Source organism: Paenibacillus favisporus (assembly GCF_040545415.1).
Lineage (GTDB): Bacteria > Bacillota > Bacilli > Paenibacillales > Paenibacillaceae > Paenibacillus_AQ > Paenibacillus_AQ favisporus.
The window spans coordinates 320,563-338,737 of record NZ_JBEPLV010000005.1; the positions used below are offsets into that span (position 1 = coordinate 320,563).

General features: G+C 56.1%; 16 protein-coding genes. 12 read left to right on the forward strand and 4 right to left on the reverse strand.

Annotated features, from left to right (window positions below; all coding sequences use genetic code 11):
• Positions 1-50: 50 nt before the first annotated feature.
• The 9 genes from ABID47_RS22820 (at position 51) to ABID47_RS22860 (ending at position 9,906) form a co-directional block, all read left to right on the forward strand.
• The gene (locus tag ABID47_RS22820; RefSeq protein ID WP_354500142.1) at positions 51-353 is read left to right on the forward strand and encodes a hypothetical protein; all 303 of its coding nucleotides are present in this window, start codon (positions 51-53) and stop codon (positions 351-353) included.
• 280 nt (positions 354-633) lie between these two features.
• Positions 634-1,116, forward strand: a complete 483-nt coding sequence (locus ABID47_RS22825) for a hypothetical protein (RefSeq protein ID WP_116233394.1) — start codon at positions 634-636, stop codon at positions 1,114-1,116.
• A 285-nt stretch (positions 1,117-1,401) separates the two neighbouring features.
• Complete coding sequence (locus ABID47_RS22830) at positions 1,402-2,814, forward strand: cytochrome ubiquinol oxidase subunit I (protein WP_354500144.1); 1,413 nt, start codon at positions 1,402-1,404, stop codon at positions 2,812-2,814.
• Complete coding sequence (gene cydB / locus ABID47_RS22835) at positions 2,798-3,817, forward strand: cytochrome d ubiquinol oxidase subunit II (RefSeq protein WP_354500146.1); 1,020 nt, start codon at positions 2,798-2,800, stop codon at positions 3,815-3,817. The genes ABID47_RS22830 and cydB overlap by 17 nt, the downstream gene beginning before the upstream one ends.
• Before the next feature lie 5 nt (positions 3,818-3,822).
• Complete coding sequence (locus ABID47_RS22840) at positions 3,823-5,685, forward strand: ABC transporter ATP-binding protein/permease (RefSeq protein WP_354500148.1); 1,863 nt, start codon at positions 3,823-3,825, stop codon at positions 5,683-5,685.
• Positions 5,682-7,451 carry a thiol reductant ABC exporter subunit CydC gene (cydC, locus tag ABID47_RS22845; RefSeq protein ID WP_354500150.1) on the forward strand — a complete coding sequence of 590 codons (1,770 nt, stop codon included), beginning with the start codon at positions 5,682-5,684 and terminating at the stop codon, positions 7,449-7,451. The genes ABID47_RS22840 and cydC overlap by 4 nt, the downstream gene beginning before the upstream one ends.
• A gap of 94 nt (positions 7,452-7,545) precedes the next feature.
• A complete protein-coding gene (locus ABID47_RS22850) occupies positions 7,546-7,707 on the forward strand; it encodes a hypothetical protein (protein ID WP_181909194.1) in 162 nt (53 codons plus the stop codon).
• Between the two features lie 180 nt (positions 7,708-7,887).
• Entirely contained in the window at positions 7,888-8,475 is a 588-nt protein-coding gene (locus ABID47_RS22855; protein WP_354500153.1) for a TetR/AcrR family transcriptional regulator, read from the forward strand.
• A 180-nt stretch (positions 8,476-8,655) separates the two neighbouring features.
• Complete coding sequence (locus ABID47_RS22860) at positions 8,656-9,906, forward strand: MFS transporter (RefSeq protein ID WP_354500155.1); 1,251 nt, start codon at positions 8,656-8,658, stop codon at positions 9,904-9,906.
• Between the two features lie 86 nt (positions 9,907-9,992).
• Here ABID47_RS22860 and fumC read toward each other — a convergent pair whose 3' ends face one another.
• The gene (fumC, locus tag ABID47_RS22865; protein WP_076171931.1) at positions 9,993-11,381 is read right to left on the reverse strand and encodes a class II fumarate hydratase; all 1,389 of its coding nucleotides are present in this window, start codon (positions 11,379-11,381) and stop codon (positions 9,993-9,995) included.
• Between the two features lie 236 nt (positions 11,382-11,617).
• Between fumC and ABID47_RS22870 the strand changes: the two genes are divergently transcribed.
• Positions 11,618-12,877: an alkaline phosphatase gene (locus ABID47_RS22870; protein ID WP_354500157.1), complete on the forward strand. Its 1,260-nt coding sequence runs from the start codon at positions 11,618-11,620 to the stop codon at positions 12,875-12,877.
• A 171-nt stretch (positions 12,878-13,048) separates the two neighbouring features.
• On the forward strand, positions 13,049-14,488 hold the full coding sequence (locus ABID47_RS22875) for an amino acid permease (protein ID WP_251678323.1): 1,440 nt from the start codon (positions 13,049-13,051) through the stop codon (positions 14,486-14,488).
• On the opposite strand, the gene ABID47_RS22880 is transcribed toward ABID47_RS22875, so the two are convergent.
• From ABID47_RS22880 to ABID47_RS22890, 3 genes are all read right to left on the reverse strand, one after another.
• Positions 14,430-15,059, reverse strand: coding sequence for a LysE family transporter (locus ABID47_RS22880; RefSeq protein WP_145027929.1), 630 nt, complete (start codon positions 15,057-15,059; stop codon positions 14,430-14,432). The genes ABID47_RS22875 and ABID47_RS22880 overlap by 59 nt on opposite strands.
• Before the next feature lie 191 nt (positions 15,060-15,250).
• Entirely contained in the window at positions 15,251-16,795 is a 1,545-nt protein-coding gene (locus ABID47_RS22885; protein ID WP_354500160.1) for a DHA2 family efflux MFS transporter permease subunit, read from the reverse strand.
• A gap of 12 nt (positions 16,796-16,807) precedes the next feature.
• Positions 16,808-17,443, reverse strand: a complete 636-nt coding sequence (locus ABID47_RS22890) for an HlyD family secretion protein (RefSeq protein ID WP_116233405.1) — start codon at positions 17,441-17,443, stop codon at positions 16,808-16,810.
• Positions 17,444-17,622: 179 nt separating this feature from the next.
• Between ABID47_RS22890 and ABID47_RS22895 the strand changes: the two genes are divergently transcribed.
• A complete protein-coding gene (locus ABID47_RS22895; protein WP_116233406.1) occupies positions 17,623-18,171 on the forward strand; it encodes an NAD(P)H-dependent oxidoreductase in 549 nt (182 codons plus the stop codon).
• The last annotated feature ends 4 nt before the right edge of the window (positions 18,172-18,175 follow it).

Consider the following 18,175-nt stretch of genomic DNA (forward strand, 5'->3'; position numbering starts at 1 on the left):
GGCTCCCTTCGCCTCTGCTGGAATAAGCTGGGGTGAAGGGGGTGAGACGCATGACGACATCCAAGCATTATTCGGCTGCCAAGAAGTATATGAACCGCCGGGTAAAGATCAAGACGAAGTACGGAAGCACGTTCTACGGTAAGATCGTCAAGGTCAGCAGTTCCAAGGTATATCTGAAGGTTTCCTCGGTCTCGAGCAGTCCCGGAAAGGCGCATATCTCGTTTTTTCCTTTCATTCTGCCGCTCGTACTGTTTGATCTGCTGGTGATTGCGCTGGCGGACGGCCGTCACCATCATGTTCCGCATCCACACTACCCACACGGTCCGTATCCCGGCCCATTCCGTCGTCTATGATCGGACTTGGTTCTGCGGCTAACAACCGTTTACACCAGGCGGATTTCGACAAAACGGCTGGTAAATGTTATCCTTTTGTCGTAATTTCATACAAAAAATGAAGCCGCACGCATGCCGCATTAAAGCGCTCTACATCCGGCAGCTGCGGGTTTCCCGCTTTGGAAGGCCCCCGGAAGGGGGCTTTTTTATATTTCCGGCACTTGGCACTATTTCTCACTTTGATTCTGTCCCTCAGAAGTAGTACATTATTAATTGAAATCATAAGGAGGTTTCCGAATTAATGTTCTATGAAGACAATGAGAATTTGAGCATCATGACCTACACCTTGAATAGCGGCATTAAAGGAACTGTACCTTTATCCAATAAGCAGATTCAGGAATGGATCGAGTGCTATCGCACAGATGCGAAATTCATCACAGCGATCGGTAAGGAGTTTTTCGGCCTGAATCCGGAGCTGGTCGCCGATTTTAAAGTGCATAATCGGTTCTCCAATTACGCTGAACTGATCAAGCCCGTAGTATCTTCTTCGGAGCCCGACAACACGGATCAGCTCTCGAAGGCGTACGAAGAAAATCGGGTGTACTTCAAAGTCGATTGCAAATGCGGTACGACTTACACGACCTTTTCCCAATACTACACGACCAAATGGTATTGTTCCAAGTGCAAGGAAATCGTATTTTTGGACAAGAAGAAGGGCAGAGTGCCGACTGATAAGGGCGATGCCTGGTACATGACCAATAAATACTATGTGGCACGGGACTAGCATGATTTCACGAACGAGCCTGAAGCAGGCAACATATATAGAGGAACTGAAGAATTGGACGGCTGCGCCGAAAGGTGCGGGCGTCTTTTTTGTGCTTGAGGGGCCTCATTTTTAAATATTTTGTGACTAATTTCACAAAATCGAAGATTTGGGCTTTGTATTGTGACATTTATCACAATATTCGGATTCAAAGTCTGCCATGATACAGGAAGAAACGATGAAGCCAAGTTATCGGAACCTGTTAGGCGGGTTTTAAGAATAACGACAGGAAAGAGGGAAGAGACGATGGATGTAGTTATGCTCTCACGTATCCAGTTTGCCGCGACGACGATTTTTCACTTTTTTTTCGTGCCGCTGTCCATTGGACTGGTGTTCACGATCGCGATCATGGAAACGATGTATGTCGTCAAAGGCAAAGAAGAGTACAAACGAATGGCTAAATTTTGGGGGAAGCTGTTCCTGATCAACTTCGCCGTCGGCGTGGTGACAGGGATTTTGCAGGAGTTCCAGTTCGGAATGAACTGGTCGGCTTACTCCCGCTTTGTAGGTGACGTCTTCGGGGCGCCGCTGGCGATCGAAGCGCTGCTTGCGTTTTTCCTCGAATCGACGTTTATCGGCCTGTGGATTTTCGGATGGGAGCGCCTGTCCAAAAAGGTCCACATGATCTGCATCTGGCTGGTCGCGTTCGGCACGGTGATGTCGGCGTTCTGGATTTTGGCGGCCAACTCCTTTATGCAGCGTCCGGTCGGTTTTACGATCCATAACGGCCGCGCCGAGATGAACGACTTTCTAGCTTTGATTACGAACGGCCAGCTGCTGCTGGAGTTCCCGCACACGATTCTGGCGGCTTTTATGACCGGGGCCTTTCTGGTCACCGGGGTCAGCGCCTACAAGCTGCTGAAGAAGCAGGATACCGCCTTTTTCAAAAAATCTTTTGTCATCGCGGTGATCATCGGGCTTGTGTCCTCGATCGGCGTGGCACTGGTGGGCCATCAGCAGGCGCAATATTTGGTGAAGACCCAGCCGATGAAAATGGCTGCGACCGAAGCGCTCTGGGAAACGAGCAGCGATCCCGCGCCGTGGACGGTCACCGCATTTATCGATACGAAAAATCAGACCAATACCGGGGAATTCCAAATTCCCTACCTGCTCAGCTTCTTGTCTTACAGCAAGTTTTCCGGCGAAGTGACGGGGATGAAGGAGCTGCAGTCCCAGTATGAACAGCAGTACGGCCCCGGGGATTACATTCCTCCGGTGCGCACAACCTTCTGGAGCTTCCGCATCATGGTGGCCAGCGGCTCGCTGCTCATTGTGCTCAGCTTGTACGGCGTCTATCTTGCGGCACGCAAAAAGCTCGACAACCGCAACACCTGGTTTATGCGCCTGATGCTGTTTGCCATTTCGCTGCCGTTTATCGCCAATACGTCGGGCTGGATCATGACGGAGATTGGACGCCAGCCTTGGACCGTATTCGGGCTGATGACGACCGCCGACGGGGTGTCGCCGAGCGTCACGGCCGGTCAGGTATTGTTCTCCATCATTGCTTTTACGGCCATTTACGCCATTCTGGCGGTGGTCATGGTGTATCTGTTCGTCCGCGTCATCAAGAAAGGACCGTACGCCGACAACGCTGCTCATTCGAATGAGTCGGCCGATCCATTTGATAAGGAGGGAGTTCCGCATGCTGTCTCTCAATGAGCTGTGGTTTGTCCTTGTAGCTGTCCTGTTTATCGGGTTTTTCTTTCTGGAGGGTTTTGACTTCGGGGTCGGGATGTCCACGGGCATTCTCGCCAAAAACGATACGGAGCGCCGGGTGCTGATCAATTCGATCGGCCCCTTCTGGGATGCCAACGAGGTGTGGCTGCTGACGGCCGGCGGTGCGATGTTCGCCGCATTTCCGAACTGGTACGCGACGCTGTTCAGCGGATTTTACACACCGCTGGTGCTCCTGCTGCTCGCCCTGATCGGGCGTGGGGTGGCTTTTGAATTCCGCGGCAAGGTGCAGACCGCTGCTTGGAAAAAAACGTGGGATGTCGTCATCTTCATCGGCAGTCTGCTGCCGCCGCTGCTGCTCGGCGTCGTCTTCGCCGACCTGATCCGGGGGCTGCCGATCGACCAGGCGATGGAGATGAAAGCCAGCTTCTTCGGCGACATCGTCAACCTGTATTCCGTGGTCGGCGGGCTCACCATGGTAGTGCTCTGCCTCGTGCACGGACTGATGTTTACGACGCTTCGGGTCACCGGCGACCTGCAGGTGCGGGCCCGCCGCTTGGCGGAGGTGCTGCTTGCACCGCTGGCGGTACTGATCGCGGCGTTCGGGGCGATGACCTTTTTCGAAACGGACATTTTTGAGGGCCGTGCCTTCCTGCTGACCGTCATGGGCGTGGTGATCGTCGCCGCTTACGTGCTGGCCGCCGTCTTCATCGCTAAACGCCGTGACGGCTGGGCATTCGGCATGACGGGTGCCGTCATTGCGCTGACGATTGCCTTTTTCTTTGCCGGACTGTTCCCGAACGTCATGATCAGCTCGATCGATCAGGCGTTCAACCTGACGCTGACCAACGCCGCATCGGGTCCGTATTCCCTGAAAGTCATGACGATCGTGGCTTTATCCCTGCTGCCGTTCGTGCTTGGCTATCAGATCTGGAGTTATTTCGTCTTTCATAAACGGGTTCACGAGCAGAGCCATCTGGAGTACTGAGCACAATGGATAAGCAGCTGCTGGGTTACAAAGGGATAAAGCCCGTTTTCGCCGTCATGCTGCTCCTGACGGTTCTGCAAGGCGTCTCCATCCTGATGATGGCCAAAGGGCTGGCCGAGGCCGTATCGGCCCTGTTCGCCGGGGCGCCGCTATCCGGGCAGACCGGCAGGATCGCGATGTTCCTTGGTGCCTTCCTGCTCCGGCACGGGCTCGGACTGCTGCAGCAGAACATCGGCAGCGCGTTTGCGGACCGCACCGCGGCCGATGTCCGGGGGCGGGTGCTGCGCAAGCTGTTCCGGCTCGGCCCGCGGTTTGCGCGAACCGAAGGCACGGGCCATCTGGTCACGCTGGCGCTCGAAGGGACGGAGAAGTTCCGCAAATACCTGGAGCTGATCCTGCCCCGGATGGCAGGCATGTCCATCATTCCTTGGCTGATTCTGGCCTACGTCTTTTTCCGCGACATCACGTCCGGCGTCATTCTGCTGGTCTCCATGCCGATCCTGATCGCCTTCATGATCCTCATCGGGCTGGCGGCCCGCAAGCAGGCCGAGAAGCAGATGGACACCTTCCGGGTGCTGTCCAACCACTTCGTCGATTCGCTGCGTGGCCTGGAGACGCTGAAGCTGCTGGGGCAGAGCCGGGAGCACGGCGCATCGGTAGCCAAGGTGAGCGACCGCTACCGGACGGCGACGATGCGCACGCTGCGCGTCGCCTTCCTGTCCTCGTTCGCGCTCGACTTCTTCACGATGCTGTCGGTGGCCGTCGTCGCCGTCGGCCTTGGCCTGCGGCTCGTGAACGGCCAGCTTGAGCTGGTCACCGCGCTGACGGTGCTGATCCTGGCGCCGGAATATTTCCTGCCCGTCCGGCAGGTCGGCACGGATTTCCATGCGACGCAGGATGGCAAAGAGGCGGGCGCCGTGATGCAGTCCATCCTGGACCGGCCGGCGGGAGAGCCGGCTGATTCCGACGGAGCGCCGGGTCCGGGCGCCGATTGGCGCTGGTCGCCGTTCAGCCGGCTGACGCTGTCGGGGGTGACCGTGCAGCACCAGGCTGAGGCGTACGGTTCAGCACCGGAGACGGATGGTGCTGAACGCGGACGGGTGAGTGGAGCTGACCGGCCCGCAGATGGCCGTATGGATGGGGCCGGGCAGGAGCAAGGGCAGGGGCAGAGCCCTCAGAACCCTCGTTCCCTGGATGACGCGTCCTTTGAGGTTCAGGGCATGACGACCATCGGCATCATCGGCGCCAGCGGTGCAGGCAAATCCACGCTGATCGACGTGCTGGGCGGATTCCTCGCACCCGATGCAGGCGAGATTTGCCTGAACGGGACGCCGGTCGGTTCGCTGGCCGGTGAAGCGTGGCGCAGCCAGATCACCTATATCCCGCAGCATCCGTATCTGTTCAGCTGCTCCCTGCTGGACAACATCCGGTTCTACTCGCCGGAGGCGTCCCGGGAGGAAGCGCTGCAGGCTGTGGAAGCTGCCGGCCTTGCCGGGCTGGTCCGCAGTCTGCCGGGTGGCCTGGATGAGCCGATCGGCGAGGGCGGGCGCCAGCTGAGCGGCGGGCAGGCGCAGCGCGTGGCGCTCGCCAGAGCTTTTCTGAGCGACCGGCCGATTATTTTGCTGGATGAGCCGACGGCCCATCTCGATATTGAAACCGAGTATGAACTGAAGCAAACGATGCTGCGCCTGTTCCGGGGCAAGCTTGTTTTTCTGGCCACCCACCGCCTGCACTGGATGCCCGATATGGACCGTGTATTGGTGATGGATCAGGGCAGGATCGTCGAGGAGGGCACCCATTCGGGGCTGCTCGGCAAGGGCGGGGCGTATGACGCTTTGATTCGATCGCAAATGGAGGGAGTAAGGTGAGAAAAGAAGGATGGATATTACCGTACATCCGGGCCCACTGGGGACGCTGCCTGCTGATTATCGGGCTTGGCAGTCTCGCGCTGCTGTTCGCGGCAGGTCTGATGTTCACCTCCGGACTGCTGATCTCCAAATCGGCGCTGCGCCCGGAGAACATTCTGATGGTATACGTGCCGATCGTGCTCGTCCGCACGTTCGGCATCGGGCGGGCCGTCCTGTTCTATGCCGAGCGGCTGGCGGGCCATGATACGGTCCTTCGGATCGTATCCTCCATGCGCGAGCGGCTGTACCGGATCCTGGAGCCGCAGGCGCTCTGGGTCCAGTCGCGGTTTCGCGCCGGAGACGTATTGGGCGTGCTGTCCGCCGACATCGAGCATCTGCAGGATGTGTATTTGCGGACCGTGTTTCCCGGCGCGTCGGCGCTGGTCATGTACGCGGCAGCCGCAGCGGCGGTGGGCCGCTGGGATCTTCGCTTTGCCCTGGTCCTGGCGCTGTATATGTTCATCCTTGTCGGTATTCTGCCGTGGCTGTCCCTGATGAGGACCAAGGCCCAAACGAAGCTGGCCAAAACACAGAAAGCCGGCATGTACCGGCAGTTGACCGATGCCGTGCTGGGTATGGGCGACTGGGTGATCAGCGGCCGGGAGGCCCAGTTTCTGGCGGCATACGAGGCGAAGGCCGGGGAAGCTGCCCGAACGGATGCGAAGCTCCAAACCTGGGTACGCTTCAGGCAGCTGGCCGCCCAGTGCGTTGTCGGCCTGATCCTGCTGACTGTGCTGGCCTGGGCGGCAGGGATGCATGCGGACGGGAAGCTGCCGGCCGTGCTGATCGCGGCCTTTGTGCTTGTCGTGTTCCCGGTAACGGATGCGCTGCTCCCGGTCTCGGAAGCCGTGGAGCATCTCCCCCGCTACCGGGATTCCCTGCGGCGGCTCTCGGATTTGGAAGGGGAGGAGTCTAACGTGAACGGATACGGAAACGGACAGGTGAGCGGAGATCAAGCCGCAGCGATGGCCGGCGGCGCCGTTCATATTCGGGTGGAAGGCGCCGGCTTTCGCTATGAAGGCGATTCGTCCTGGACACTGCGGGATATATCCCTCGATATTCCGCAGGGCAAAAAGGTCGCCATCATCGGACGAAGCGGTGCGGGCAAATCGACCCTGCTTAAGCTGCTGGAAGGGGCGCTTGCCCCCAGCGAAGGCGAGGTCACGCTGAACGGTGTCCCGGCCGCGGCGATCGGGGAGCATATGCCCCATATCGTTTCCGTGCTGAACCAGAATCCGCATCTGTTCGATACTAGCGTGGCCAACAATATCCGGCTCGGCAGCCAGGATGCCGGCGAGGAGGATATCGAGCGGGCCGCCCGGCAGGTGAAGCTTGACCGGCTGATCGAATCGCTGCCGGACCGCTACCATACCCGGATGCACGAGACCGGGCAGCGGTTCTCCGGAGGCGAGCGCCAGCGGATCGCTTTGGCCCGGATCTGGCTGCGGAACAACCCGGTGGTCCTACTGGACGAACCGACGGTTGGCCTCGACCCCCGGACAGAGAATGAGCTGATCCGGATCATGCTCGATTCGCTGCAGGGGAAGTCGCTGATCTGGGTGACGCACCATTTGGCCGGAGCGGAGCATATGGACGAAATCGTGTTTATGGAGGACGGCAGGATCGTGATGCGCGGCAGTCATGCCGAGCTGATGGAGAACGAGCCCCGCTACCGCAGCTTGTACCAGCTGGACCGGCCGGAGGCGCTGCTGATAAAGGCCAATTAAGCGGCTCTAGAAGGCGCTGCATGCATAAAAGAACCGGATTGGTGCATCCTACCACTTGGGCAGTTTTTTGCAATTAAAGGAGGTGCACCCGGACATGACGAATCACAATGATCAAGAGCCTAGCAAATACGAAGTCCAAAGAACCGAGCTGAACAAAATGCCGGTACCGGACAAACAAAGAGAAGAGTTCGCCAAAGAAATGGTGGAGGACGCCAAAGAAGCGTTCAGCCAGCAGCCAACCCAGGATAACGAATAATCGGCCTCGGGCTTTGGCCAAATGACCATTTTCCATTCATAGCAGCGATACGACGTCGGGGCGCCCTTAAGGAGATCGTGAAGATCGGGGGCGTCCCGCCTGTTTTTGTGCATAATACTTGACTGCACGTTCAAGAAAATGTTATCCTCACAACAGGATCAAGAAAGGGGCGTTTACGGTATGGGCAGACACAAGGAATTCGACCAGGAGAAAGCCGTCGACCAGGCGCTGGACCTGTTCTGGGAGAAGGGTTATGAGAGCACCTCCATCCAGGATTTATGCGATCATCTCGGGATTCACCGGGGCAGCCTGTACGATACGTTCGGCGACAAGCATGAGCTGTTTTTGGCCTGCCTGGACCGTTTCAGCGCAAGGGCGGACGAGAATTACAACTATATTTTAAAAGAGGACAGCGACTCGCCCAAGGAGCAGCTGGAGCGTTATTTTTCCAGAGTGATGGACGTTTCACTGAGTAACGCGGCCCGTGGGCGCGGCTGCCTCATGACGAACACGACCCTGGGAGCGGTAGCTTATGTACCGAACGTCGCCAGCCGGATCGATGCGCACTATATGCATACGGAAGGACTGCTGTTCAGCTTCTTGATGCGGGCGCAAAACAAAGGACTGGTGCGAAGCAAGCAAAGTCCGCGCCAGCTGGCCCGTTTTTTGAACGGCGTCAAGCAGGGCGTCCATGTCATGGCCCGGACGACGGCTGATCGCGGCGTACTGGAGGATATTTGTGCAGTCGCGGTGTCTACGGTTTTTTAAAGATAAATAGAAATGGGGAAGTTTTCAGCGAGTCTGAACCCTATTTTTTTGAAATTTTCTTGAACGATCGTTCAGATAAATGTAGTTACCGCACCGCCTGCTTCTCCCTTTTGTAGGGAGGAGGGCGATTTTTATACCTTTTTCTTGAACGAACATTCCAATAAAAGTGAGGGTGATCATATGAAACGCATGCTTTGGATCATTTTGATGATGTCGATCGGGGCGACGTTTACGTCCCCGTTATTTCCGCTCTATCAGGAGCGTTACCATTTAAGCAGCCTGCAGATCACGATTTTGTTTGCGGTATACGCCTTGTTCCTGCTGCCGTCACTGCTGGTCTCCGGATCCCGGGGAAGCGGTTGGGGCCTCAAGCGGGTGCTCCGGATCAGCATATGGATCTCCATTCTTGCTACTCTGGTATTTATGGGCAGTCAGCAGGCATGGCTCGTGTATGCCGCAAGAATTCTGGAGGGGATCGCTTACGGGACGTTTACCGGTACCGCGGTGGCGTTTCTGCTGAAGCAGACGCCGGGTGATAAAATCCCGCTGGCCATCACCTTATCGGGTATAACGGTATCGGTTGGATTCGGTCTCGGTCCTGCTTTGACGGGACTGGTCATTCAGTATCTGCACTTGATGCCGCTGCGCGTTCCTTTCTGGCTGTTGACGGCATTATTGGTGACCACGTGGATGGCTCTGGAAACGTTAAAGGATGCCGATTTTCTGGCGCAAAAAGGCAAGCCGAAAGCGGCACCTGCACCGATATCGCTGGGAGTGCCGTCCGAGATCAGCCCGCATTTCTGGTCGTTCAGCGCCCTGCCGATCTTTACGCTGTTTACGCTGAATGGTATTATTTTGTCCCTGATTCCTTCCTTTGTGAAAAGCGTGCTCCATTCATCCAACCTGTCCGTCTCCGGCCTGCTGATCCTGCTGCTGCTTGGAGGAGGGGCCCTGCTGCAATTGTTGCCGCTGGCGAACGAACCGGTTACCCGTTTGCGGCTGGGCATTGCGCTGCTGTCAATCGGGGCATGGCTGGTCGTTTTCTCGGGCTCCACCGGAAGCATCGTTCTGCTGTGGATCGGGGTGCTGGTTCAAGCCCTTGGCAGCGGCTGGACGTTCCAAATCAGCTTGCGTCTGGCAGGTGAGCTGCCGCACGCCGAGGCTCGGTCAAAGGTTATCACGACCTTTTACCTTGCCGGCTATGCCGGGTTTATCGTACCGGTTGTCGGCACCGGCGTGTTGACGTACTTTTTCGATCTGCATGTGTCACTTGTGGTGTTGAACATACTGGCCTCGCTGCTGGTGCTGTACGTGCTCGGTTATTCCGTCCGCTTCCGGCGTTATTACGCCGCTAGAAAGCAGAAGGAAATCCAGGTGGTGCGCAGTAAAGTTGCCGCCGCTGGGACAGACCAAGGGGCAATGACAAGCTGAGGGGCGTATGGCGATAGAAATAAAAAAGTCGAGTAAGGTTCAGAGAATCCTGACCTTCACTCGACTTTTTTTGCTTCTATCCCGAACTATTCCTTCGGATGAATCATTTCCTCCGGACGCACGACCGCGTCGAACTGCTCTTCGGTGAGCAGGTTGCTCTTCAGGGCCGCTTCTTTCAGCGTCAAGCCTTCCTTGTGCGCCAGCTTGGCGACCGCGGCGGCGTTTTCGTAGCCGATGTGCGGATTGAGCGCCGTCACGAGCATGAGCGACTGATTCAGGTTGCGCTCGATGACTGCGCGGTTTGGCTCGATGCCCACGGCGCAATGATCGTTGAATGAGCGCATGGCGTCGCCCAGCAGGCGGGCGGACTGCAGGAAGTTATAGATGATGACCGGCTTGAACACGTTCAGCTCGAAATTGCCTTGGCTCGCCGCAAAGCCGATCGCCGCATCGTTGCCCATAACCTGGCAGACGACCATCGTCAGCGCTTCGCTCTGCGTCGGGTTAACCTTGCCCGGCATGATGGAACTGCCCGGTTCATTGGCCGGGATCGTCAGCTCGCCGATGCCGCAGCGCGGACCGCTGGCCAGCCAGCGCACGTCGTTGGCGATTTTCATGAGATCAGCGGCAAGCGCTTTCAGCGCGCCGTGAACATAGACGATCTCGTCATGGCTCGTGAGCGCGTGGAATTTGTTTTCCGCCGATGTGAACGTTTTGCCGGTCAGCTTGCTGATATTGGCTGCCGTCATCTCGCCGAACTTCGGATGGGCGTTAATCCCGGTTCCTACCGCGGTCCCGCCGATCGCCAGCTCACGCAGGGATTCCAGGCTGCTGCGGATCATGCCTTCGCTTTTCTCCAGCATCCGGTGCCATCCGCTGATTTCCTGGCCCAAGGTCAGCGGAGTCGCGTCCTGAAGGTGGGTCCGGCCGATCTTGATAATATCCATAAACTGCTCGCTCTTCGCGCGGAAAGTCTCCTTCAGCTTCACCAGGGAAGGCAGGACTTGATCCTCCACGGCGATCAGGGCGGCAATATGCATAGCGGTCGGGAAGGTGTCATTGGAGCTTTGCGACTTGTTGACGTCGTCGTTCGGGTGGATACGCTGGTCGCTGCCTTGTTCCTGAAGCAGCTGGTTCCCCCGGTTGGCGATGACCTCGTTTACGTTCATGTTGGACTGGGTGCCGCTTCCGGTCTGCCATACGGCGAGCGGAAAATGATCGTCCAGTTTGCCGGCAATCACTTCGTCGGCCGCTGCGACGATAGCGTCGGCTTTTTCTGCATTCAGCTTGCCGAGCTCTTTATTGGCGAGAGCTGCGCTTTTCTTGAGGATAGCGAATTCACGAATCAGCTCAAGGGGCATTTTCTCCGTGCCGATTTCAAAATTTTCAAAGCTGCGCTGGGTTTGCGCCGCCCAAAGCTTGTCCGCCGGAACCTTGATCTCGCCGATGGTGTCTTTCTCAATTCTGAATTCCAATTGTGTTTCCTCCTTCTCCACTTCTATGAAAAATAGGTCTTCCTGATATGAAATATATCATAATCCGGGGACCAGAAGAAAACAGATTTCACCCGAAGCCAGTTTGGGCCTGTCCGGCCCCGATCCGCTTGCCTCTTCGTAAAGATGAAATACATTTTACAAACTCCGCCATCCCGTTTAACAATCGGCTCCTATAATGGGGACATGCTAGAATCCTTTAAAGGAGTGAATGATGAATGAAACGCAGTAAACGTCTGGTTCAAACCGCTTTCTGCCTGAGCGCGGCGGCAAGTTTAATTTTTACGGGCTCGGTCAGCGCCCAAGGAAACTCGAAAGCCCCATCGCCCAATGCAGGCAAAGCCAAAAACGTGATCCTGTTTGTCGGTGACGGCATGGGCACCGCAGCTCGCGATGCCATCCGTCTGAGCACCGTTGGCTTTAACGGCAAGCTGCAAATGGACGATATGCCATATGTTGGACTTCTGCGCACCCATTCCACGACTACGGTCACCGACTCAGCTGCAGCGGCAACGGCGATTGCCAGCGGCGTGAAGACTTACAATGGAGCCGTCGGTGTGGACGCCAACAAAAAACCGGTCAAAACGCTGCTTGAAATCGCCAAGGAGAAGGGCAAATCCACAGGTCTGGTGACGACGAGCCAAATTACCGACGCAACGCCTGCAGCATTCGCATCCCATGTGGAGGACCGCTCGAAGCAAAGCGATATCGCCAAGCAATACTTGGAGAAAAAAGTAGACGTGCTGCTGGGCGGCGGTGAGGACTTCTGGTATCCGCAAGGCACGCCGGGCCCGCATCCGGACCAGCCTGCTGAAGATCCGTCGGAAGGCAGCAAGGGCACTCAGGGTAACCTGGTGGAGAAAGCCAAGCAGCTTGGCTATCAATTTGTAACAAACAAAGAAGAGTTGAGCAAAGCGAAGAACGGCAGAATTCTTGGCCTGTTCGCCAATGAAGAAATGTTCCAGCAAAGAGAGGAAGGACAAGGCGACCTGTACAACCCGACGGTACCGCTTGTGGATATGACGAAAAAGGCGCTCGATACCCTCTCTACGAATAAAAAGGGCTTTTTCCTGATGGTCGAGGAAGAAGGTACGGACGAAATGGCGCATGAAAATAACGCCAAGCTGACGATCAAAGCCGGCCAGGAGCTGGATAAAGCGGTAGGCGTCGCCAAGGAATTCGCGAAAAAGCATCCTGACACGCTGGTGCTTGTGCTGGCCGACCATGAGACAGGCGGCCTGACAATTGAAGAGGCGGATGACAAAGACGAGTCCGGAGACGGCATCTCGAAGGAAGACGGTCCGTTCGCCATCGCGAACTCGAAAGATCAGTTCTATGTGGACTGGACGACTTCCGGCCACTCCGGCGTGGACGTGCCGCTGACGGCTACGGGCAGCGGAGCCGAGCTGTTTGCAGGCGTCTACGAAAACACGTATGTGCATGATGCCATTTTGAAAGCTTGGGGAATCAAGAAGTAACGAATTGTAAAAGGAATTATAAATCTATTGTTGCAAAGCCGCAGTTTGCAGGATGACAAAAGTCCCTGCAGCTGCGGTTTTTTGGTATTTCGGGGCCCGCCATAAAGTACATAAGATGTCACCTCCAGGGGATGATAACAGGGTTCGACCAATACGTGGAGGGAATCATTTATGGCACAGAATCAAGGATCCCAGACGAAAGAAAAGAAACTGAAATGGTGGCAGCTGTCGCTCCTCGGGGTGGCCTGCACGGTCGGTACGGGGTTTTTCCTGGGCTCTCATATTGCGATTGAGATCGGCGGCCCTTCCGCGGTCGTTGCGTACGCCCTGGCAGCGTTCGGGGCCTATCTGGTCTATGACAAGCTGTCTCAAATGACAGCGGAGGACCCGATGGAGGGCTCGTTCCGCTCCTATGCCAAGAAGGCTTTCGGCCGGTGGGCAGGGTTCAGCAGCGGCTGGGTGTACTGGTCGTCGGAGCTGCTTATTATGGGGAGCCAATTAACGGCACTTGCCCTGTTTTCGCGCTTTTGGTTTCCGCAGGTTCCGATGTGGTGCTTTGCGGCGGGTTATGGTGTTCTCGGGCTGCTTATCATTTGGATTGGAACCAAGGGATTCGAGCGAATGGAGAACATTTTTGCCGTGCTAAAAATTGCGGCGATCTTCATGTTTATGGTCATTGCCATTCTTGCGGTATCCGGCGTACTCCCGACCAAAGCTCACGGTCCTGCTTTTCCGCGGGATTGGATACCGGGCGGGCTCACAGGATTTTGGGCAGCGCTCATTTTTGCTTTTTACGGATACGGGGGACTGGAAGCGTTGGGTCTGATGACCATGAGGCTGAAGGAGCCCAAAGACGCGCCGAAGGCTGGCAAAGTGATGCTGCTGCTGTTAGTGTCCATCTATGTCATTTCCATCGGACTGGCGCTTATTCTCGAGCCATGGAAATCCTATGCCGCCGAGGAGAGCCCGTTTGTGGTGGCCCTTGTCGATTATAAGCTGCCGTTTGTGCCGCATTTGTTTAATGCGGTCCTCATTATTGCCGGCTTCTCGACGATGACGGCCTCGCTGTTTGCGGTGACGACGATGATCGTCACGCTGGCCAGTGACGGGGACGCACCGCCCTTTTTCATCAAGGGCAAGAAGAAGGAAGGCAAAAAGCCCCTGCCGGCCATCGGTCTGACGGCTGTGGGGCTTCTCGCTTCCGTGGTATCCGCTCTGCTGATGCCGAAAAGCGTATATGAGTACATTACGACGGCCGCGGGCATGATGCTGCTGTATAACTGGATGTTTATTCTCGTGACGTCCGGCAAGCTGCTGAAGCTGACCGGATGGGGCAAAGCCAAGCGGTATATCGGCATGGCGCTGATCACCCTGACGCTGATCGGAACGCTGTTTCATAAAATCAGCCGTCCCGGTTTTTTTATCAGTCTCGGATTTATCGTCGTGATCGGCTGTGTTACGCTGGTCATGCGTCATTTCTGGAACAAAACCGATGGGCCGAAGAAGGGCTCGTACGATACCGAAGAGCACGCAGAGTCTGGCCCAAGAACGATCAGGACCCGAACAAAATTCGGTATGCCTCGTATCCGAAGTAGAGGCCGAATCCGATAAGCGAAATGCCGGAAATGACCGAAATCGCGCTGACCAGGCGCTGCGTCAGCACCCGCCGGAACATGCTGGCTACGAGTGCCATCAGCACATCCCACAGCATGAGACCGGCCATGATGGCGCAGCTGTACAGGAACACCTCTTTGGCTTCGTACTTGGCGATCATGTCGGCGAGAACCGACCCATAAATCCCCATCCAGAACAGGATAGACAGCGGGTTAGAGATGGACATGATAAAGCCGGCGCTGAAGGATTTTACATGCGATTCATTGCTGCTGCGGGTTTCCATACCCGCTTTTCCTGCGGTCAGGAGGCTTTCTACGCCGATATAAGTCAGGATAAAGAAGCCGAACAGCAGCAGAAACGTTTTCATAAAAGGGATGTTAAGAAAATGAATGACCCCGAAATACACAAGCAGCATAAATATTCCGTCGGCCACCATGGCCCCGAGGCCCACCAGCCACGCGTGTAAAAAGCCTCCACGCAGCCCGCGGTCCATCTGGGCCGCATTGATGGGACCAATCGGAGCGGCCAGGGAAAGGCCAAGCAGGAAATGGCTGATCCATACACTCATTCAAAGAAAACCCCCTTCATCGGTCTGTCGCATTGTTACATCCTATGTGAAGGGCCCTGCTTGTACGACTAAAAAAGCAAATCTTGTCCGAAAAATAAAAGAGCCGTTATCCCATGCGGGATAGCGGCTTTGTTAATTACCCCAAATCATGAGGTCCAATATCGATGGTGCTGCGCTTTGGGTCTAGAAGCTTAGGGCTGCTTGGCCGGGCTGCCGGCCCGTTTGCCTTTGCGCGCCCGGCGCAGGAAGAGGGAAAAGAACAAGGCGGCGATGGCGAACCAGGTCGCCACGATAAAGGCGTCATTGATGCCGTTGATGCTTGCATTCGACGACACCAGCCCCAGCACCGACTGCAGTGCCAGCGATACGCCGGTTTCGGCGGGAACCCCTGCGGTGGTGGCAACCTCCTGCCCAAGTGCAGCGATATCCTGCATGATGAACGGATTGTCTTCGTTATAGAGCGTGGACGATTCCGCGATGTGAAAAGTGGTCCGCGTCGACATCACCGTCACCAGCAGCGCGGTCCCGATCGACCCGGCCACCTGCCGCATCGTATTGGACATCGCCGTTCCGTGGCTTCCGAGGTAGTAGGGAAGCTGGTTGAGTCCCTCGGTCTGCACCGACATCATGATCAGTGACATGCCGAAGCTGCGGATCGTGTAAAGCATCATCAGATGCGAGTACGACGTAGCGTCGGTCAACCGGCTGAATTCAAAGGTCATGACTGCGGTGATGAGCAGCCCGATAATGGCCAGGGGCCGTGCGCCGATTTTATCGAAAATCGCTCCCGAGATCGGGGACATGATCCCCATCAGGATCGCCCCTGGCAGAAGGAGCAGACCGGACTGGAGCGGGGTGAACCCGCGGATATTCTGGAGGTAAATCGGGAGCAGCAGCATCGCCCCGAACATCGTCATGTTGACGAGGCCGCCGACGACCGTCGAAACCGAGAAGATGTCGTATTTAAACACGCGGAAATCGAGCATCGGCGAGTCCATGTTCAGCTCGCGCACGATAAACAGGATGATAAATATGGCACCAACAATCAGCGAGCCAAGCACCGTAAAACTGGTCCAGCCCTTGTCTCCGGCGGAACTGAACCCGTACAGCAGGATCCCGAAGCCCAGGGTAGAGAAGACGACGCCCCAGAAGTCGAATTTCGGTTTGGTCAGGCGGTTGATGTTTTTCAGCCACTTCAGGGCGAACAGAATATCAAGAATGGCCAGCGGAATGACCATGAAAAACAGGATCCGCCACGTATAGTGCTCCACGATCCATCCCGATAGCGTCGGTCCGATCGCCGGTGCGAACATCATGGCAATCCCCATCATGCCCATCGCGGTCCCGCGTTTTTCGGGCGGGAAAACCGTCAGGAACACGTTCATTACGACGGGCATAATGATCCCCGCGCCACTGGCCTGTACAACGCGGCCGAACAGCATCAGCGGAAAGTTGGTGCTGACGGCGCAGAGCACCGCACCGATGGTGAATAGGCTCATAGCCGTAATAAAGAGCACCCGGGTCCCGTAGGACTCAATCAGAAAAGCCGTGACCGGAACGAGCACGCCGTTCACCAGCATGTAGGCGGTGGATAGCCACTGCACCGTCGTTGCGGACACGTTGAAATCATTCATCAGGTGGGGGATCGCCACATTCAGCAGCGTCTGGTTCAGGATGGAGACGAACGCCCCGAGCATGAGCACCGTCAACGTCCGCCCCAAGTGTATATTTTCCATAAGACAAGCCCCCTAAATATGGATTCGAACGGTCGCATTCATGCCTGGAACGAGCCCGAGGCCTTTATATCCTTCAATGGTTACGACGATAGGGATAACTTGCGTCACTTTGGTGTAGTTGGCGTTGGAATTGGTCGTTGGAAACAGCGAGAACGTAGACGCGGTAGCCAGTCCGATTTGATCGATCTTGCCGGTTAGCGTCGTATCGGGAAAAGCATCAACGTAGACGTCGACGGTTTGGCCGACCTTGATTTTATCCAGCTTGGTTTCTTCAATATTGGCTGTAACCCACAGGTTGTTCAGGTTGAAGGCTCTTGCCAGCGAAGTTCCCGGGGATACAAAAGAATTGGGAACCGCTGTTTGCTGAACGATGGTGGAGTTCACAGGGAACGTAATATCGACCCGGGTACCTCCGGAAGTGACGCTTCCTACGACATCGCCTGAATTGTAATATTTACCGACGGATCCGTTCCAGGTCGTAAGCTTGCCGGCCGCTGGTGCGGTGATGGATACCCCTTGCCCGGTGACCTGGGCGTTGTCGGTTTTAATGTAGTTGGACGTCTGGTTGTAGTAATAAATGGCCGCGCCGCCCAGGACGAGCACGATGATGACGACTACAACGTTGACCAGCAGTGCACGCGAATTCATATAAGCATGATCCCTCCTAAAGTTTGCATCCTAGTTATCGATTGAAAACAGATATCCAAGAGCATCTCCTAATTGCCCCATTCATATTCAGCAGAGGAATTTCCCGGATCGCCGCTCGGATAAAGGAACGCCGCCCTGGGGATAAATAAGAAATCCAGTTGATGAAAGGGGAGTTATACATGAAAGTGTACGTGGTTTACGACAGCGAAAACGGCCACACGGAAGCCTTGGCGCGTTCCGTATGGGAAGGGGCTAAAAGCGTAGACGGGGCTGAGGCAGAGATCGCTCACGTCAATGAAGCGGACATTTATAAACTTGAGGATATGGACGCTATCGTATGGGGGTGTCCGGGACATTTTGGAACGATCAGCTCAGGACTCAAAAATTGGATTGACCGGCTTGGCTACCTGTGGGCGCAGGGCAAACTGGTCAACAAAGTCGGGGCGGTGTTCTGCACGACGGCAACTGTGCACGGAGGGGTGGAATCCACCATGATCAACCTGCTGACGCCGATGCTTCACAACGGCATGATCGTCGTCGGTCTTCCCGGAAACATACCGGAGAACGCCCTGTACGGATCGTATTACGGCGTGGGCGTGACGTGTCCCGTGGAGCTTTCGGATGACGATCCCAAAAACCTGCCCGGCGAAAACGACCTCGCCCTGGGCCGAGCATTAGGCAAGCGCGTAGCCGAATTGGCCGGACGGTTCTCCTCGGCAGCAAGGTAAGGTA

Excerpts from the sequence above, each read along its gene's own strand:
- ABID47_RS22855 (WP_354500153.1), top strand. The coding sequence starts at position 7,888 with ATGGGCAGACACAAGGAATTCGACCAGGAGAAAGCCGTCGACCAGGCG.
- ABID47_RS22885 (WP_354500160.1), bottom strand. The coding sequence starts at position 16,795 with ATGGAAAATATACACTTGGGGCGGACGTTGACGGTGCTCATGCTCGGG.
- ABID47_RS22860 (WP_354500155.1), top strand. The coding sequence starts at position 8,656 with ATGAAACGCATGCTTTGGATCATTTTGATGATGTCGATCGGGGCGACG.
- ABID47_RS22870 (WP_354500157.1), top strand. The coding sequence starts at position 11,618 with ATGAAACGCAGTAAACGTCTGGTTCAAACCGCTTTCTGCCTGAGCGCG.
- ABID47_RS22830 (WP_354500144.1), top strand. The coding sequence starts at position 1,402 with ATGGATGTAGTTATGCTCTCACGTATCCAGTTTGCCGCGACGACGATT.
- cydB (WP_354500146.1), top strand. The coding sequence starts at position 2,798 with ATGCTGTCTCTCAATGAGCTGTGGTTTGTCCTTGTAGCTGTCCTGTTT.
- ABID47_RS22840 (WP_354500148.1), top strand. The coding sequence starts at position 3,823 with ATGGATAAGCAGCTGCTGGGTTACAAAGGGATAAAGCCCGTTTTCGCC.
- ABID47_RS22825 (WP_116233394.1), top strand. The coding sequence starts at position 634 with ATGTTCTATGAAGACAATGAGAATTTGAGCATCATGACCTACACCTTG.
- ABID47_RS22875 (WP_251678323.1), top strand. The coding sequence starts at position 13,049 with ATGGCACAGAATCAAGGATCCCAGACGAAAGAAAAGAAACTGAAATGG.
- ABID47_RS22850 (WP_181909194.1), top strand. The coding sequence starts at position 7,546 with ATGACGAATCACAATGATCAAGAGCCTAGCAAATACGAAGTCCAAAGA.
- ABID47_RS22820 (WP_354500142.1), top strand. The coding sequence starts at position 51 with ATGACGACATCCAAGCATTATTCGGCTGCCAAGAAGTATATGAACCGC.
- ABID47_RS22890 (WP_116233405.1), bottom strand. The coding sequence starts at position 17,443 with ATGAATTCGCGTGCACTGCTGGTCAACGTTGTAGTCGTCATCATCGTG.
- ABID47_RS22895 (WP_116233406.1), top strand. The coding sequence starts at position 17,623 with ATGAAAGTGTACGTGGTTTACGACAGCGAAAACGGCCACACGGAAGCC.
- ABID47_RS22880 (WP_145027929.1), bottom strand. The coding sequence starts at position 15,059 with ATGAGTGTATGGATCAGCCATTTCCTGCTTGGCCTTTCCCTGGCCGCT.